The organism is Curtobacterium guangdongense, from assembly GCF_049341845.1.
Lineage (GTDB): Bacteria > Actinomycetota > Actinomycetes > Actinomycetales > Microbacteriaceae > Curtobacterium > Curtobacterium guangdongense.
Map to the genome: position 1 here is coordinate 221683 of NZ_JBMPIT010000001.1, position 14589 is coordinate 236271.

17 protein-coding genes are annotated in these 14589 nt (G+C 71.3%); 6 read left to right on the top strand and 11 right to left on the bottom strand.

The genetic code is table 11. The features are described 5' to 3' along the window. Window positions 1–11: 11 nt before the first annotated feature. The 5 genes from ACO0E1_RS01040 to ACO0E1_RS01060 all read right to left on the bottom strand — a co-directional run bounded on the left by ACO0E1_RS01040 (window position 12) and on the right by ACO0E1_RS01060 (window position 4138). On the bottom strand, window positions 12–1037 hold the full coding sequence (locus ACO0E1_RS01040; RefSeq protein WP_422872461.1) for an ABC transporter ATP-binding protein: 1026 nt from the start codon (window positions 1035–1037) through the stop codon (window positions 12–14). Then, the gene (locus ACO0E1_RS01045; protein ID WP_422872462.1) at window positions 1034–1834 is read right to left on the bottom strand and encodes an ABC transporter permease; all 801 of its coding nucleotides are present in this window, start codon (window positions 1832–1834) and stop codon (window positions 1034–1036) included. Before ACO0E1_RS01045 ends, ACO0E1_RS01040 begins: the two co-directional genes overlap by 4 nt. Beyond that, window positions 1831–2643, bottom strand: coding sequence for a molybdate ABC transporter substrate-binding protein (gene modA / locus ACO0E1_RS01050; RefSeq protein WP_422872463.1), 813 nt, complete (start codon window positions 2641–2643; stop codon window positions 1831–1833). Before modA ends, ACO0E1_RS01045 begins: the two co-directional genes overlap by 4 nt. Window positions 2644–2706: 63 nt before the next feature. Further along, window positions 2707–3744: a ThiF family adenylyltransferase gene (locus ACO0E1_RS01055; RefSeq protein WP_422872464.1), complete on the bottom strand. Its 1038-nt coding sequence runs from the start codon at window positions 3742–3744 to the stop codon at window positions 2707–2709. Beyond that, window positions 3731–4138 carry a TOBE domain-containing protein gene (locus ACO0E1_RS01060; RefSeq protein WP_422872465.1) on the bottom strand — a complete coding sequence of 136 codons (408 nt, stop codon included), beginning with the start codon at window positions 4136–4138 and terminating at the stop codon, window positions 3731–3733. The genes ACO0E1_RS01055 and ACO0E1_RS01060 overlap by 14 nt, the downstream gene beginning before the upstream one ends. A gap of 129 nt (window positions 4139–4267) precedes the next feature. Between ACO0E1_RS01060 and ACO0E1_RS01065 the strand changes: the two genes are divergently transcribed. Both ACO0E1_RS01065 and ACO0E1_RS01070 read left to right on the top strand, forming a co-directional pair. Further along, the gene (locus ACO0E1_RS01065; protein ID WP_422872466.1) at window positions 4268–5929 is read left to right on the top strand and encodes a glycosyltransferase family 39 protein; all 1662 of its coding nucleotides are present in this window, start codon (window positions 4268–4270) and stop codon (window positions 5927–5929) included. 40 nt (window positions 5930–5969) lie between these two features. After that, entirely contained in the window at window positions 5970–6485 is a 516-nt protein-coding gene (locus ACO0E1_RS01070) for a GNAT family N-acetyltransferase (RefSeq protein WP_422872467.1), read from the top strand. A gap of 29 nt (window positions 6486–6514) precedes the next feature. On the opposite strand, the gene ACO0E1_RS01075 is transcribed toward ACO0E1_RS01070, so the two are convergent. The 4 genes from ACO0E1_RS01075 to ACO0E1_RS01090 form a co-directional block, all read right to left on the bottom strand. Then, entirely contained in the window at window positions 6515–7447 is a 933-nt protein-coding gene (locus tag ACO0E1_RS01075) for a 4-(cytidine 5'-diphospho)-2-C-methyl-D-erythritol kinase (protein ID WP_422872468.1), read from the bottom strand. Window positions 7448–7456: 9 nt separating this feature from the next. Continuing rightward, window positions 7457–8761 (bottom strand): O-acetylhomoserine aminocarboxypropyltransferase/cysteine synthase family protein, encoded by a 1305-nt coding sequence (locus ACO0E1_RS01080; RefSeq protein WP_422872469.1) that lies wholly within the window; start codon window positions 8759–8761, stop codon window positions 7457–7459. Then, window positions 8761–9798 carry an LLM class flavin-dependent oxidoreductase gene (locus tag ACO0E1_RS01085; RefSeq protein WP_422872470.1) on the bottom strand — a complete coding sequence of 346 codons (1038 nt, stop codon included), beginning with the start codon at window positions 9796–9798 and terminating at the stop codon, window positions 8761–8763. Before ACO0E1_RS01085 ends, ACO0E1_RS01080 begins: the two co-directional genes overlap by 1 nt. A gap of 90 nt (window positions 9799–9888) precedes the next feature. Continuing rightward, a complete protein-coding gene (locus ACO0E1_RS01090; protein WP_422872471.1) occupies window positions 9889–10887 on the bottom strand; it encodes an ATP-grasp domain-containing protein in 999 nt (332 codons plus the stop codon). A gap of 95 nt (window positions 10888–10982) precedes the next feature. Here ACO0E1_RS01090 and ACO0E1_RS01095 point away from each other — a divergent pair, with 95 nt between their 5' ends. Continuing rightward, entirely contained in the window at window positions 10983–11696 is a 714-nt protein-coding gene (locus ACO0E1_RS01095; RefSeq protein WP_422872472.1) for a DUF3800 domain-containing protein, read from the top strand. Window positions 11697–11828: 132 nt separating this feature from the next. Here ACO0E1_RS01095 and ACO0E1_RS01100 read toward each other — a convergent pair whose 3' ends face one another. Further along, a complete protein-coding gene (locus ACO0E1_RS01100; protein ID WP_422872473.1) occupies window positions 11829–12671 on the bottom strand; it encodes a helix-turn-helix transcriptional regulator in 843 nt (280 codons plus the stop codon). A 54-nt stretch (window positions 12672–12725) separates the two neighbouring features. On the opposite strand from ACO0E1_RS01100, the gene ACO0E1_RS01105 reads away from it, so the two are divergent. After that, on the top strand, window positions 12726–13070 hold the full coding sequence (locus ACO0E1_RS01105) for an SDR family oxidoreductase (RefSeq protein WP_422872474.1): 345 nt from the start codon (window positions 12726–12728) through the stop codon (window positions 13068–13070). Between the two features lie 189 nt (window positions 13071–13259). Here the strand turns inward: ACO0E1_RS01105 and ACO0E1_RS01110 are convergent, their stop codons facing one another. Beyond that, on the bottom strand, window positions 13260–13463 hold the full coding sequence (locus ACO0E1_RS01110) for a hypothetical protein (RefSeq protein WP_422872475.1): 204 nt from the start codon (window positions 13461–13463) through the stop codon (window positions 13260–13262). 114 nt (window positions 13464–13577) lie between these two features. Here ACO0E1_RS01110 and ACO0E1_RS01115 point away from each other — a divergent pair, with 114 nt between their 5' ends. Both ACO0E1_RS01115 and ACO0E1_RS01120 read left to right on the top strand, forming a co-directional pair. After that, window positions 13578–14105 (top strand): hypothetical protein, encoded by a 528-nt coding sequence (locus ACO0E1_RS01115; RefSeq protein ID WP_422872476.1) that lies wholly within the window; start codon window positions 13578–13580, stop codon window positions 14103–14105. Continuing rightward, window positions 14102–14572, top strand: a complete 471-nt coding sequence (locus tag ACO0E1_RS01120) for a YbaK/EbsC family protein (protein ID WP_422872477.1) — start codon at window positions 14102–14104, stop codon at window positions 14570–14572. The genes ACO0E1_RS01115 and ACO0E1_RS01120 overlap by 4 nt, the downstream gene beginning before the upstream one ends. Window positions 14573–14589: the final 17 nt, after the last annotated feature.

A 14589-nucleotide genomic window follows, 5' to 3' on the forward strand; every position in this document is an offset into this window, starting at 1 on the left:
GGGCAATCCTGTCACCGTCGCGGTTCGTACACGTCCACTTCGCCGACCGGCACCGCGATTCGCACGTCCTCACCGACCGCGAGCCCGAGCCGGCTGGCGGCCGCCACGGTCACGTCCGCGACGAGCTCCTGCGCACGGATGCGCACGAGTCCGTCCCGCGGCTCCAGCGCCGTGACGGTCCGCAGCAGCCCGGCGCCGTCCCGGCCGACGACCGCGGCCGTCGGGTGGTAGGCCGCCAGACACCGACGGCCGGGAGGCTCGACCCGCGTCCGCCCCGGCAGCTCACCGCCGCCGTCCAGCGCGATCCCACCAGCGGTGGCGGTCCCGGCGAGCAGCACCAGTCCGGAGAACGCGGCGCCGAAGTCACTCGTCGGACGCCCGAGGACATCGGCGGTCGTGCCGGACTCGACGACCCGGCCACGGTCGACGACGAGCACCCGGGTCGCGAGCGTGACGACCTCGATCGGGTCGTGCGTGACGAGCAGGCTGGGACGCCCGGCGATCGCGGTCGCCAGGGCCGCGCGCACGCTGCCCCGGGCCTCGACGTCGAGCGCGGAGGTGGGCTCGTCGAGCAGCAGCACGGCGGGATCGGCGGCGAGTGCCCGGGCGATCGCGACGCGCTGCGCCTGCCCGCCGGACAGGGTCGCGGGATCGCGGTCGGCCAACGCGACCGCGTCGACGAGTGCCAGGGCCCTGTCGGCGGCGACCCGTGCCTCCCGTCCGCGCCGACCGGTGGACCGCGGACCGTAGCCGACGTTGCCGGCCACCGACAGGTTCGGGAACAGGTCGGAGCGCTGCGCGACCAGACCGACCCGCCGTCGGTGCGGCGGCACGGGGCGACGGCCGCCGTCGACCGTGCTGCCGGCGATGTCGATCGATCCGGCGTCGAGTGCGAGCAGGCCGGCGACGGCCTCGACGATCGACGACTTGCCGGCGCCGTTCGGCCCGATGACCGCGACGCACTCCTCCGGTCCCACCTCGAGCGTGACGTCGACGTCGCGGTCCCGCAGGACCACGTGCGCGCGGAGCCCGCTCACGACCAGGCCGCCCGGGCTCCGGTGCGGATCGAGGTCAGTCCGATCACGACGACGGCGACCACGACGAGCACGAGCGCCAGCGCGACGGCCGTGTCCGGGTCGACCTCCCGCTGCAGGTAGATCTCCAGCGGCAGGGTGCGGGTGACGCCCTCCAGACTGCCGGCGAAGGTCAGCGTCGCACCGAACTCGCCGAGCGCCCTCGCGAAGCAGAGCACCAGGCCGGACGCGATGCCGGGCAGGGCGCGCGGGATCGTCACGGTGAACAGCACCCGTGTCGGCCTGGCACCGAGCGTGGACGCGATGCGCTCCAGCCGGTCGCCCCCGATCCGGAGCGAACCCTCGATCGCCGACACGAGGAACGGCATCGCGACGAACGTCTGCGCCATCACGACCGCTGCCGTGGTGAACGCGATGCGGACGCCGTGGTCGGCGAGGAAGCCCCCGACGGGCCCGATCCGGCCGAACGCCGCGAGGAGCGCGAGGCCGCCGACGACGGGTGGCAGGACGAGGGGCAGGAGCACGACGGCGCGCGCGACACCGACCCAGCGGGAGCGGACACGGGAGAAGACGACGGCGAGCGGGAGTCCGAGGACGAACGCGATGCCGGTCGCGGCCGCGGCGGTGCCGAGGCTCAACCCCAGGGCGGTGAGGGACGAGGGTGCGGTGACGAGCGCGACGAAGGACGTCCAGTCCACCCGGCCGACCATCGCGAGCACCGGGACGACGACGAACAGTCCCCCGAGCACGGCCGGGACCGGCAACCACCACGGTGCCGCCGTGCCCGACCGGCTCGTCACGGTGCGCCGAAGCCCGCCGTCGTGAGCACCTTCTCACCCTCGGCCGAGCGGACGTACGCGCTGAACGACTTCGCGAGCGCGGCGTTCGACGAGCCCCGCACGACGCCGATCGGGTACGTGTTCACCGCGCTCTTCGAGGCGTCGAAGGACACTCCGTCCACCTTGTCACCCGCGCCCTTGACGTCCGTGACGTAGACGAGCCCGGCGTCGGCCTGTCCCGACTCGACCTTGCCGAGGACGTCCGTGACGGACTGTTCCTCGCTGACCGGGTGCAGGGTGACGCCGGCCGCCTGCTCGACCTTCTCGGTCGCGGCACCGCACGGCACCGGGGCCGCGCACGTGACGACCTGCAGACCGGATGCGGTGAGGTCGTCGAGGCTCGTGATCTTCTTCGGGTTCCCCGGGGCGACGGCGATCTGCAGCACGTTGGTGGCGAACGCCGGAGTGCTGCCGCTGATCAGGTCGGCCTTGGTGAGCTTCGTCATGTTCGCCTCGTCGGCGCTCGCGAACACGTCGGCCGGCGCACCGTTCTGGATCTGCGTGACGAGGTCGCTCGAGCCGGCGAACGAGAACGTCACGGTCGTCCCGGGGTGCGCGTGCTCGTAGTCCGATCCCAGCTCGGTGAACGTCTTCTGGAGCGACGCGGCCGCGAACACCGTGATCGTCCCGGTCGGGCCCGCGCTGGCGCTCGCACTGCTGCTGTCCGTCGCGGTGCCGGTGCCGGTGCCGGCGCCACCCGTGCTGCACCCGGCCAGGACGACGGCGACGGCAGCGGCCGTGACGGCAGCGGCGATGGTCTTCGTACGCATTCGGTCTCCCACCTCATTGACCGCATCCGCGGATCGACTGAGCCAGCCTATCCGCATATGCGTTCACACAGTGGGGAGTCCCTCGCGGACCCACGCCTGCATCCCACCGTCGAGGATCGCCGTCGGACGATCGGCGGTCGCCGCCCAGGCGACGGCGCGCGGACCCCGGGCGCACACGACGACCACCGGGCTGTCGTCGTCCGGGAGTTCCTCCGGTGGGACCGCCCCGGTGATGACGCCACCGGCGCGCTCGGCCGGGGTCCGGACGTCGACGACCACCACGGGATCGGTGCCGTCCGCGATGCGTGCCGCGAGGGCCGCCGGCGAGATGCGATCCCCGGGTGCGACATCGGGAGCGTCCGGCCGTCGCGACCCCGGACCTCGTCGGAGCGGGCTCTCGGTCCACCGCCACCGACGGGCATCCACGCTGAGCACCCGACCGAGCAGCGGCTCCCCGAGTCCGGCGACGAGTGCGGTCACCTGTGCGGCCATCACCGAGCCCACCGCACCGCAGAGCGCCGGCAGGACCCCGTCGAGCGCGCACGAGCCCTCGTCCGGTCGCACCTCCGGGTGCAGGTCGTGGAAGTCCACCACGCGGTCGTCGAACACGGAGACCTGTCCGTCGTAGCCGAGCACCGTCCCCCACACGAACGGGACGCCGTGCTGTGCGCACGCGTCCGAGACCGCTCGCGTGACGACGACCGAGTCCGCGGCGTCGACCACGACGTCGTGTCCGGCGACGAGGTCCGCGTGGAAGGAGCCGACGACGGCGTCGACCCGGCACTCGGGGTCGACCGCACGGACACGAGCAGCGGCGACCTCCGCCTTCGGCACCCCGATGTCCGCGGTGCCGAAGAGCGTCTGCCGGGCGAGGTTCGACGCGTCGACGACGTCGGGATCGACGATCGTCAGCCGGGCGATGCCGCTCCCGGCCAGGTACGCCACGACCGGTGCACCGAGGCCACCGGCGCCGACGACGAGCACACGTGCGGCGGCCAGCCGTTCGAGGACGGGATCACCACCGGCGTCGAGCGCTGCGGTGCGGGACCCGAGGCGACGGCGTGCAGGGGTCAGTTCTCCGCGCCGGTCAGTCGTCGGCATCCGGCGTCTCCACGGTGACCATCGTCGCCTTCACGGATGCGACGGCGACCGACCCGACCTCGAGCCCGAGGTCGCGGACCGCCTCTGCGCTCATCAGCGAGACGACCCGGTGCGGACCGCACTGCAGTTCGACCTGGGCCATGACGGTGTCGACGACGAGGTCCGTCACGATGCCGACGAAGCGGTTGCGCGCCGAGCTCCGCACCGGTGCCGCTGGATCGGGCAGCGTCGCCCCGTGCGCCTTGGCGTGCGTGGCGAGCTCGCGCCCGTCGACCACCGCGCGACCGGCGTCGTCGACGAGTCGTGAGAAGGTCCCGTTGTCGACGAGCCGCCGGACCGTGTCATCGCTCACACCGAGGTAGCGGGCGGCGTCCTTGATGCGCAAGCGGCTCATGCCCAGACCCTAACCCGTCTCCACGACCCGTCGGTTCCTGTGAGGGCTCCGAATCCGAATGTGACATTCACAGCCAGGCACGCCGATTCCCCAGGGGGCCGCCCAGGGGCCGTCGCTACCGTCGAGCGCGTGAGTTCCCCCCGCACCGGCAGCATCCGGGTGCCCCGTCCGATCGACGCACCCGTGGTCCGTTCGCGGCTGCGCGGCGCAGCCGGGGCGCTCGGCCTGTCGGTCGTCCGGACGCCGGAGCTGTCCGTCGGTGCGATCGGAGCGCTGGTCTCGGCGGCCTTCGCCTGGGTGCCGTCCCTCTGGTACGACGAGGCCGCGACCGTCACCAGCGCGCAGCGCTCCTGGCCGCAGCTCTGGGCCGAACTGCACTCGGTGGACGCCGTGCACGGCCTCTACTACGCGCTCATGCACGTGTGGTTCTGGCTCGTCGGGTACACCCCGTTCACCCTCCGCTTCCCGAGCGCGCTCGCCATCGGCGTCGCCGCCGGACTCGTCGTCGCCCTCGGCCGACGGCTGGGCGGCAGACGACTCGGGATCGTCGCCGGTCTGGTGTTCATCGCGCTCCCCCGCGTGCAGTGGGCCGGCAGCGAGGGCCGACCGTACGCCACCGTCACGGCACTCTCGGTTTGTCTGACCCTCGTCGGGCTCACGGCGGTGCGACGGACCCGCGCGAACGGACGGCATCCCGTCCAGTGGTGGATCGCGTACGGCGCGCTCGCCGCCGTCGCCGTGACGCTCAACGTCTACCTCGCGCTGGCGGTCGTCGCACACGCGGTCGTCCTGCTCTGGACGCTCGCGGCCCGCAGGTCCGCCGTTCGTCGATCCGCGCTCTCGGAACGGGGCGGCTCGATGCCCGCACCGCTGGTCACACGGCGCGCACTCGTCCGCTGGGCGATCGCCGGGGTGGCCGCGGCCGTCGTGGTGTCGCCCTTGGTGATCGAGGTCGCGTCGCAGTCGAAGCAGGTCGCCTGGATCGCCGGCATCACCTCGCGGACCGTCGCCCAGGTCTTCGCCACTGCGTGGTTCGGTGGCGACGACGCCTACGCAGCGGTCGCATGGGCGCTGCTGGCCGTCGGCGTCGTCACCGCGCTGGTGCGGGCACATCGGGCGTCTCCGGCCGTCCGTGACCTGTTCCGCGCACAGACCGTCCGCGTCGCGCTCCCCCTGGCACTCGTCCCGACCATCGTGCTGGTCGGCGCGACCGCGCTCGGGGAGCACCTGTACTCCCCGAAGTACGCGAGCCTGAGCCTGCCGTTCGTCGCCATCCTGATCGCCCTCGCGCTGACCGCGATCCGCCCGCGGGTGTGGCTGTCCGCGTCCGTCGCAGCACTCCTCGTCCTGTCGCTCCCGTCCGCCTACGACGTCAAGACACCGACGTCCAAGCAGGACTCGACGTGGGCGAAGGCCGCGTCGATCATCGCGTCGGTTCGGGACGCCCGACCGGACGCCGACGAGGGCGTCATCTTCGGCAGCGTGTACAAGCACCCGGGGGCCACGTCGGACATCATCCGGGTGTCCTACCCGTGGGCGTTCACCGGTATGACCGACCTCGGCGTCCGGAAGAACGGCGCGGAGTCCGGCGTCCTGTGGAACCAGACCGGCGACCTCGCCACGACGGTCCCCGCTCGGCTCGACGACATCGACACCGTGTGGTTCGTCGGTGGGACCTCGCGGAACATCGAGCCGGAGGCGGCGTCCGTCCTCGCCGAGCACGGGTTCAGCGCCCGCGAGCACTGGAAGACCGGCACGGTGATCATGACCGAGTACGTCCGCGCCTCCTGACACGAGCCCTGCCGGCAGTTCGGTGTGGGATGCTGCCGGGATGCGCCACGACGTCCGACCGATCGCTCTGTCCGACGCCGACCGGCTCGCCGACCTCCTCGTCGAGAACCGCGCGTACCTCGCACCGTGGGACCCGGTGCGCCCGGACACCTTCTTCACCGCCGACGGGCAGCGCGCCGAGATCCTGGCGTGCGTCCGACGTCGCGAGCGGGGACAGATGCTGCCGCTCGTGATCACCACCGACGACGTCGTCGTGGGGCGCCTGAACATCAACTCGATCGTCCTCGGCGCGTTCATGTCGGGGACGCTCGGGTACTGGGTCGCCGAGGAGTCCGCCGGACACGGGGCCGCCACCGCCGCCGTGGGGCTCGCGGTGCGCCGTGCCTTCGACCAGCTCGGGCTGCACCGGGTCGAGGCGGGGACCCTGCCGCACAACGCACGGTCGCAGCGGGTCCTCGAGAAGAACGGCTTCGAGCGGTACGGCTACGCGCCGCGGTACCTCAGGATCGCCGGCGAGTGGCAGGACCACGTCCTGTTCCAGCGACTGTCCGACTGACGGCCCGACCGTCGATCCTGTTCCTGGGCTCAGTGCACGACGCGTGCGCCGTGCACCGGGCCGGTGGCGCGGACCGCGACCATGCCGATGGCGCTCAGCGCGACCTGGACCTCGAGCGCGGTGTCGGTGTCGGCGACGAGGAACGCCACCGTCGGTCCGCTGCCGGAGACGATCCCGGCGAGCGCTCCGGACTTCTCGCCGAGCTCCAGGGTCTTCGCGAGCGCGGGCTGCAGTCGCATCGCCGGTGCCTGCAGGTCGTTGTGCAGGCAGTCCGCGAGCAGGTCGGGGTCCCCCGCGCGCAGTGCCTGCAGCACGTTCGCCTCGACCACCGGGTTCGACGGGGCCGGGGCGATGTCGGCGCGGTAGCGTTCGCGGTGCTCGTCGAGCGCGCGGTACACGGCCGGCGTGGAGAGCCCGTCGTCGCTCAGCCCGAGGACCCAGTGGAACTCACCCTTCGCCAGCGCCGGGCTGAGCTCGTCCCCGCGGCCGGTCCCTACGGCGGTCCCGCCCACGAAGGCGAACGGCACGTCGGCCCCCAGCTCGGCGGCGAGCCGCAGGAGTTCGTCGCGCCCGAGCGCGGTGCCCCAGAGCGTGTCGACGGCGAGGAGCGTCGCGGCCGCGTCCGCTGAGCCACCGCCCATGCCGCCCGCGACCGGGACCTGCTTGTCGATCGTCAGCCGGACACCGCCCTGGTACCCCGCCGACTCAGCCACGAGCCGGGCAGCACGGAGCGCGAGGTTCGTGTCGTCCACGGGCACGGCCGACGTGTCGATCGGACCGGTGAACCGCACTGAGAAGTCATCGGCGGGTTCGGCGACGACGTCCTCGAACAGCGACACCGCCTGGTAGGCCGTGGCGACGTCGTGGTAGCCGTCCTCCTGCAGGGCGCCGACGGAGAGGAACACGTTGATCTTGCCGGGAGCGCGCGTCCGCACGCGGGTCGGTGCGGCCAGCGAGGTCATACGACCAACCTATCCCGCGCGCGCTGCGGTGAAACCCCGCTCCAGGTCGGCCAGTATGTCGTCCGCGTGCTCCAGGCCGATCGACAGCCGGATGAGCCCGTCGCCGACGCCCGCTGCAGCCCGCTGCTCGGTCGTCATCTGCACGTGGGTCGTCGACGCGGGGTGCACGACGAGCGACCGGACGTCGCCGATGTTCGACACGTGGTCGAACAGCTCGAGGGCGCCGACGAAGCGCCGACCGGCCTCGACACCCCCGGCGAGGTCGAACGCCATCACCGCGGACGGCCCTGCGGGGACGTAGCGCTGCTGCAGGTGGTGCCACGGCGAGTCGGGCAGCCCGGCGTAGTGCACGCGGTCCACCTGGTCGTGTGCGTCCAGCCACGTGGCCACCGTCGCCGCGTTCGACACGTGCCGGTCCATCCGGAGCGACAGGGTCTGGATGCCCTGCAGCACGAGGAACGCGTTGAACGGGGCGATCGCGGGACCGAGGTCGGCGGCGACCTTCGTCCTGGTGCGCATGATGAACGCACGGTTGCCGAACCGCTCGGCGAAGTTGGTCCCCGCGAAGCCGGAGTCGAGCGTGGTCAGCTGCGGGTACTTGTCGGCGTGCGCCGCCCAGTCGAACGTGCCGCCGTCGACCAGCAGCCCGGCGATCGCGCTGCCGTGTCCGGCGAGGTACTTCGTCGCCGAGTGCACGACGATGTCCGCGCCGTGCTCGAACGGACGGACCAGGTAGGGCGTCGCGATCGTGTTGTCGACGATGAGCGGGACACCGGCGTCGTGCGCGACCCCCGCCACGCCCGCGAAGTCGAGGACGTCGCCACGCGGGTTCGGGATCGACTCGCCGAAGAACGCGCGGGTCTCCGGCCGGACGGCCGCTGCCCACTCGTCGAGGTCGGTCGGGTCCTGCACGAAGGTGAACTCGATGCCGAGGTCCCGGAGCGTCGAGGCGAACAGCGTGTACGTGGCGCCGTACAACGACGCACTCGAGACCACATGCGCGCCGGCCCGGGCCACCCCGAGGATCGCCAGGGTGGTCGCCGCCTGACCCGAGGCCGTCGCCAAGGCACCGACACCGCCCTCGAGGTCCGCGATCCGTCGTTCGAGCGCTGCCGCCGACGGGTTGTTGACGCGCGAGTAGGTGTGGCCGGGGACGTCGAGCATGAAGCGCCCCGCTGCCTCCTCCGACGACGGGTACACGAACGCGGCGCTCTGCGCGATCGGCGGCACGTTCCCGCCGAACCCGGGATCGGCCTTGAAGCCGGCGCGGATCTGCCGGGTCTCGAACGCCCAGCCCTCTTCCGTGGTCCCCATCAGGCAGGAACCACCGAGGACCTGACCAGTGGGATGACCTGCTCGCCGAAGCGCTCCATCTCCTCGAGCTGCGGCGAGAACTGCAGCAGCAGCGTGTCGACGCCGGCGTTCTCGTACTCGCGGATGCGCGACGCCACCTGCGCGGGCGTCCCGACGAACTGTGGCCGCAGCCCACGGTTCGACACCGAGTAGTCCTCGAGCGACGGCACGTGCTCGAGCTGCGACTTCGAGATGAAGTCCTGGTACGACTCGTACGCCTTGCCGTGCTGCACGTCGGTGATCCGCGCGAGCTCCGCCTGCGCTTCCTCCTCGGTCTCGCGCACGATCGCGTACGCGGCCATGCCGAACGCCTCGAACGGCGGCAGGCCGGCGTCCGCACGACGACGACGCATCTCCGCGATCTTCGTCCGGAGCTCCTCGACCGTGCCGCCGTGGGTCACGTAGGCGTCCGCGTAGTGCGTGATGCTCGCCTTGCCCGCTTCGCTCTCGCCGCCGGCGTAGATGCGCGGGGTGACCCGAGGCTTCGGTTCCAGGTGGGCGTTCTCGATGTCGTAGTACTCACCGTGGAACGAGTACGGGGTCTCCCGCCACAGGCCCTTCATGATCTCGACGAACTCCGCCGTGCGCTTGTAGCGGTCGTCGTGCTCCGAGAAGATGCCGCCGTACTGGCGCGCCTCCTCGGCCCACCAGGCGCTCACCACGTTGAACGTGAAGCGACCGCCGGAGATGTCGTCGATCGTCGCCGCCTGCTTCGCGGTGACGGCCGGCAGGTGGTACCCGGGCCGCATCGCCGCCATGATCTCCAGGCGCTCGGTCGTCGCCGCGATGGCCGCGGCGAGCGCCCATGCCTCCAGGCTCGGCGCGGCCGTGCCCTTGATGTCGTTGAGGTTCAGCTCCGGCACCAGGGTCAGGTCGAAGCCGATGCGCTCGGCGCGCTGCGCCAACCGCTTCACGTAGTCGAAGGTGACCGGCATGTGCTCGTCGTCGACGTTGCGCAGCCAGCCGCCGAAGAGCGGGGTCCAGTATCCGAATCGCACGGGGTGAGTTCCTTGGGGAGGTGAGGAGGGTCGGACTGGAGGCTCGTGGCGGGCCCGCCACGAGCCTCCGGTCCGGTGGTTCTTGCGTGCTCAGGCCGTGAGCTGCGGCGCGTACTCGGCCGCCAGCAGACCGCCCAGGTAGCGGGCGATGGAGCGCGGGCCGGAGGCCGGCGCGGTCTCCTCGACGGCGGGGTTGTAGTTCGTGTTCGTGTTGATGTCGTAGACGACCGTGCGGCCGTCCGTGGTCTCCATGAACTCGACGCCCGCGATCGTGATGCGCTGGTCGGCGAGGAACGTGCGGAGCTGCTGGACGAGCGGGTGCTGCGCTGTGACCTCGGTGCGGACCGAGAACGCGGGGGGTGCTCCTGCGGCGTCCGTTCCCGGGACGTCGCAGACGGCTCCCGCGATGACTTGGGGGACCTCGCACGCGTCGGCCGGGCAGAGCTCGAAGCTGCCGGCGCTGGTGTCGACGCGGACCGCGTAGACGAACTCGCCGCCGACGAACTCGACGCGCGTGATGAACGGCTCGCGAGCTGTCAGGTACTCCTGCAGCAGGGTGATGCCGTCGACGGGCTCCTCGAACTCGGGGCTGTCGACGTAGGCGTCGAACTCTGCGAGCGAGTCGAAGCGGCGGACGCCGAGGCCCTTGCCGCCCTGGTTGTGCTTCGTGATGAAGGGGACGTCACGGCCGTCGGTGAAGGTGCGGGCCGCGTCCTTCAGCGGCGCCGTGCCGAACACCGCCGTCGTGCGGGGCACGTCGAACCCGGCCTGCTGGAGCAACCCGTGCTGGGCGACCTTCGACACCTCGAGCTCGAGGACGTGACTGCCGCCGACGACCTGCCGGCCGGCGCGCTCCAGGTGTCCGAGGAGCGCACGGGTGTACTCCTTGCTGTGCTCGTGGCCGCGGGTGTGGGAACTGGCCGACATCCGGGACCAGTACACGCCCGGTTCCGGCTCGGAGGCCAGGTCGACCTGCCCCTCGGTGAGGAGGATCTCCTGGACCGGCACGCCCTCGGCCTCGAAGGCAGCGGCGAGCGGCGGGAACCACTCGGGGTTCTCGTGGATGACGTACACGCGCGGAGTGCTCACGGACCCACCCTAGGCACGGCCTCGGAGGGGTTGCCAGGTGTGTGACGCGGTGTTGCTCGCCGCACCACTCGGTATTTCAGCGGTAACGTTCTGCCGTGCGGCTCATCTTCATCGACGAATCGGCCCGAGACGATGCCTACTACTTCTTCGGCGCGCTCATCGCAGACGCAGGCGCGGTCCGTTCGATCGAACGTGGGTTGGACGGCATCGCGGAGCTCGTCGCGAACGAAGTGGACGGCTTCGACCCCGCCACGGAGTTCCACGCGGTGGAGATGTTCCACGGCACGGGTCCCTGGCGGTCGGTACCCATCGGGTGGCGCGTGAAGGCGTGCAGACTCGTCGCCAAGGTCCTCGCGCGCTCATCGGCCGCGTTCGTCTTCCGCGGCATCGACCTCGAAGCGCACCGGGCACGGTACCGAGATCACGCGTTCCCTCCGCACGAGATCGCACTCGCGCAGCTCCTGCAGTCGGTTGACGACCGGCTCGGATGGATCGATCGGCCGGATCGCCTCGGTCTCGTGCTTGCCGACGAGCACCACGGTGCAGCGGGAGCTCGACGGAGTCTGCGGACCTTCAAGGTCGCCAAGGTCGCCGGCTACACGAGTCGGCCGCTCACGCACATCGCCGACACGATCTACTTCGGCCCGTCCCACGAGAGCCGGGTGTTGCAGGCGGCCGACGTCGCGACGTACTTCCTGAACCGATCGCACACCATCCAGGAGACCGATCCACGATCGGAGAAGGCGATGGCTGACATCGTGGGCCGGATCCGTTCCATCACGTGCAAGGAGTACATCTGGCGGCCCTGAACGACACATGCCGGCTGACGACACGATGCCCATGGACGACACAACGCCCCGCTCGTGGGCGGGGCGTTGGCTGGGTGCGGGAGGCTCGAAGCGTCCTGCATGGAACATACTAGCCGTCCTGATCGGCCACGGCTAGCGGCTGAACACCTGCTGGCCGAGCACGCCGAGGAGCTCGAGCTTCTGGGCGTCCTCGCTGCCGGCGGGTGCCGTGAAGAGCAGCAGCGCCTGGGTCTGGCTCGTGGTGTGCAGCACCTGGCAGTCGACGGTGATCCGGCCGAGCTCCGGGTGCACGAAGGTCTTGTGGTCCTCCCACCGGCTGGCGACCTCGTGCAGCGACCAGATCGCCCGGAACTCCTCACTGTTCGCCTCGAGGTCCGCGATCAGCTCGACCGCCCGCGAGTCACTCGGTCCCGCTGCGCCGACCGCCGCGCGGAGCCCCGCGACCTGTGACCGCGCCAGTCGCTCGTGCTGCTCCGGCGCGTACTTGGCGCGCTCGGACCCGGTCATGAACCAGCGCCACGGCTGGTACCGCTCGTTGCCCGAGAGTCCGAGCCCGCTCCCGAGGAGTGCGACGGCCAGCCGGTTCTCCACCAGGGTCTCGCCGAGGTCGCTCACCACGATGGCCGGGGTGTCCTCCAGCCGATCGAGCACGCGGAGGATCGCCGGGTCGACGTGGTCGGAGCGGTGCACCCGCGCCGGAGCGTTGTGCCCGGCGAGACGGAACAGGTGGTCGCGCTCGTCGAGGCTGCAGCGCAGGGCCCTCGCGATCGCCTGCACCATCTGCTCGGAGGGCTGCGGGCCGCGCTGCTGCTCGAGGCGCGTGTAGTAGTCGGCGGACATCCCGGCGAGTGCGGCGACCTCTTCGCGACGGAGCCCGGGCGTCCGGCGCCTGGCACCGGTGCCGAGGCCGACGTCCTCCGGGCGCAGGAGTTCGCGGCGACGGCGGAGGAAGTCGGCGAGCGCTGGGCGGTCCATGGCGTCCAGTCTGCTGCTGCCCGGCGGCGGTTGCCAGGGATCGGCGGTCCCCCGATGAACGGACTCTGGTCCGGTTCCGCCGGTGGCCCGATCGTTGACGGCATGGACATCACGAACGCCACCGTCTTCATCCCCGGCGCGACCTCGGGCATCGGCCTCGGTCTCGCCCTCCGTCTGCAGGAGGCCGGCAGCACCGTCGTCATCGGCGGACGTCGCCGCGCCCTCCTCGACGCGCTCGCCGCCGAGCACGGCTTCGGCACCGTCGAGCTCGACGTCACCGACCCGGAGTCGATCACCGCCGCGGCGGCCACCGTGTCCGCGTCCATCCGGAGGCGGACCTCCTGCGCGCCGAGTTCGAACGCCTTCTCGTGGAGCTCGAGCTCGAACAGGTCGTTGTAGAAGAGCGCGGTGCGCGCTCGGATGAGCCGCTCGAGGAAGGCTGCGGACGCTTGGTGATGCCGGTCGGACGACTCCAGCGCACTCACGATGAAACCCGTCTCGAGCACGACTCCGGACGGGAGGGGATCGCAGCCCTCCATCGCGTGCACACCGACTTCGAGGGGATGGCCAGCGGGATCGACGCACATCTCAGAGGTACCAGACAGGACGCCGATCGAAACGACTCGTGTGCGTGAACGTGGAGCGGCGGAGGATCTCGGCCACCTCTCGCGCACGGTCCTCCGGCGTCCCGACGGGGTGGTTGCGTCCTGCCTCGATCTCCGCAGCGGTGAGGAGACGGATCGGGACTTCGTCCGAGTGGTAGCGATGCTGATCGGGGCTGGTCATGGTCATGGGGTGCTCCTTTCGTCGGTCATCGCACGGTAGGAGCGCTTGACCGGGCACCGCAACGAATCGGTATACGACATGCAACTGGACTGCCATCCGAGCGTCCGCGAGGATGGGTGCATGGGGAACACGGGGTACACCGAGACCAGCACGACATCGACGCTCTTCCGCGTCCTCGGGATCGCGACGGCGGTCGGCAGCATCGCGATCGCCATGACGATCGCCCTCGTGCCGCCCTCCCCCGGCAAGGAGCCGTCGATGTCCGACCTCGTGATCAGCAGCGTCGCGCTCGTCGTGGTCGCAGGGCTCGGTACCGTCCTTGCCACCACGCGTCTGACGGTCGCGCTGGACGACCGACTCTCGGTCCGCCTGACACCGTTCTGGTACCGACGCACCATCGACCCGCGGACGATCACCTCGGCGTCACCGATCGCGTTGCGCGGGACGGACGTCGGCGGGTGGGGTGTCCGGTTCGGCCCGGGTCGTGGCACGGTGGTCCTGATGGACAACGGGCCGGGCGTCCGGCTGTCGATCACGGGGAAGCGCGACCTGTCCTTCCGGTGCGGCGATCCCGAACGACTCATCGCCGCACTCGCCGGGCGCGGCGCGACGATCACCAGCACCGCGACACGGACGGAGCACCGATGAACGCACGCATGCACGAGATCCAGCGGATCGTCGCCGAGGCCGGCGTGGACACGACGGCACGCGAACTCCCCAACTCCACGCACACCGCGGCGCAGGCAGCGGCGGCGCTCGGTACCGAGCCCGGTGCGATCGCCAGCAGCCTGCTGTTCCTGGCGGACGGTGAGCCGCTCCTGGTGATGACGTCAGGGCGCCACCGCGTCGACACGGGGTTGCTCGCCGGCAGCCTCGGTGTCGAGGAGCTCACGATGGCGACCGCAAAGCAGGTGCGCGAGATCACGGGCCAGCCGATCGGAGGGGTCTCCCCCGTCGGTCACCCGGCACCGATCCGGACGGTCGTCGACGTGGCGCTGGCCGACTACGACCCGGTGTGGTCGGCCGCGGGGACCGCGAACTCCGTCATGCCGTTGACGTTCGACCAGCTGGTCGCGCTGACCGGTGGCGAGACCGTGCAGGTCGCAGCGAACTAGCCAGCAGCCACGCAGCC